Genomic DNA, 1,893 nt, shown 5'->3' with positions numbered 1-1,893 from the left:
CGTCAAGCGCATCGAGATCGTCTCGGAAGTGGGCGAATTGGTCAGCTACAAGCTGCTGCCCAATAACCGGACGCTGGGGCCGAAGCTGGGATCGTTGTTCCCGGCGGTGCGTGGGGCGCTGACGGCGCTGGACCCGACCGCGGCGGCGGCGCGCCTCCAATCGGGGGCGGCGCTGGAACTGGAGGTGAACGGCCAGACCGTCAGCCTGAACGGCGACGACGTGCTGGTGCAGACGGAATCGCTGGGCGGGCTGGCCGTCGCCAGTGACAAGGGTGTGACGGTGGCCGTCGACCCGCATCTGACGCCGGAACTGGTGCAGGAAGGATACGCGCGCGACCTGGTGCGGGTCATCAACGACATGCGCAAGCGGGCGGGGCTGGACATCTCCGACCGGATCGAGCTGGGGTATGAGGTGGCCGATGGCGACGTAGCGGCGGCGCTGGTCAACTTCGCCAACTTCATCGGCGGCGAAACGCTGGCGACGCAACTCAAGCCGGACGGGTTGGCCGCGGCCGACTACCGGCAAACGGTGGAAGTGGGCGGCGCGCCAGTCAAGCTGGCTCTGCGCAAGGCTTAAAATACCTCACGCAAAGAACGCCAAGAGCCCCAAGAACGCAAAGGGAATAATTCTTCTTTGCGTTCTTGGCGCTCTTGGCGTGAGCCTCTTACTCTTTGCCTCTTGGCGCGTTGGGAACGACGACCTCGATGGCGTGGGGGACAACCTCGATGGTGACCGGGGTATCGCCCAGCAATTCGCCGTCGATGCCGACGGACTGTGGCGGGTCGGTTTCGAGGCGGATGCGCTTACCCTGAAATAGATGGGCGCGGGCGACCGTCTCGTCGGCCCGCACCAGGGCCGTCGCCAGCGATGTCAGCGTCAGCGTCTCCGGCACCAGGAGTAGCACGTCGAGCAGTCCATCAGACGGATCGATGGTGTGCAGCACTGGCTCCGGCACGGCCACCGCATCCCCACCGTCGTGGGCGCGCACGTCCAGAAAGAAACGCTCCACCCAATTCTGCAAGCGGGGCGTCTTGGCATAGGCGATGTTGTTGACGAAGCATAGCAGCCCTTCCTGTTCGATGACCTGATCGTCTACTTCGATACGGAAGTGGGTGATCGGCTGCTCGCGCAACAGGCGCAAAGCCGATAGCGGATAGGCCAGCAGGCCAAAGCGGTCTTTCAGTTCGCGGGGCGCGGTGTACTCATCGGGGATGCCCGTGTAGGCGCGCAGCAGGAAGTAGTGGTCGCCGGCGCGGCCCACGTCCAACTTGCGGCGGGTGCTGCTCTCGCAAATGATCTCAATGGCCTCGCGCAGCGCCACCGGAATGCCCAACTCCATCGCCGCGGCATTGGCCGTGCCGCCGGGCAGAATAGCGAGGGGCACGTCGCTGCCGATCATGCCGTTGACCACCTCCATCACTGTGCCATCCCCGCCGTAACTCACGATCAAATCGCAGCCGGCGTCGATAGCCGCGCGTGTCAGGGCCGTCGCGTCGCCCGGCCCGTGAGTAACGCGCGCATCCCAGGGTATGTCGTGCCGGCCCAACACGTCGTTGAGAATGTTCAGCATCGGCTCGTCATTGCCCGACGCCGGGTTGATGATAACTTGGACGTTGCGGTAGGTTGTCATAGGGGTCAGTGGTTAGTGGTCAGTAAACAGTAAACAGTAAGCAGTGCTCAGTACTGACAACTGATCACTGCTTACTGACTACTGCCTATTACTTCACACACCCTCCCGGCCACTGCTCCGCGAAGCGCGTGATGCGGCGGCGGATGTACCAGATGCCGGGGTCGGCCTCGCGGCGGCGCTGCTTGACGCGGGTCATGGCCTCGGCCGGGGTGTCGCCCATGCCGATCAGGATGGCGCAGGCCATGGCGACGCTGCGATGGCG

2 protein-coding genes are annotated in these 1,893 nt (G+C 64.2%); one reads left to right on the top strand and one right to left on the bottom strand.

Features of this window, described 5'->3' with window-relative positions; genetic code table 11:
- On the top strand, positions 1-577 hold a 577-nt coding region (locus ACE3UY_RS15530; protein ID WP_374688409.1), incomplete at its 5' end, for a DUF5915 domain-containing protein.
- An 88-nt stretch (positions 578-665) separates the two neighbouring features.
- Here ACE3UY_RS15530 and ACE3UY_RS15525 read toward each other — a convergent pair.
- The gene (locus tag ACE3UY_RS15525; protein ID WP_374688408.1) at positions 666-1,631 is read right to left on the bottom strand and encodes a diacylglycerol kinase family protein; all 966 of its coding nucleotides are present in this window, start codon (positions 1,629-1,631) and stop codon (positions 666-668) included.
- Positions 1,632-1,893 lie beyond the last annotated feature (262 nt).

Source organism: Promineifilum sp. (SeqCode) (assembly GCF_041918635.1).
In the GTDB taxonomy this organism is placed as follows: domain Bacteria; phylum Chloroflexota; class Anaerolineae; order Promineifilales; family Promineifilaceae; genus Promineifilum.
This window is presented reverse-complemented; position numbering and strand designations above follow the sequence as displayed.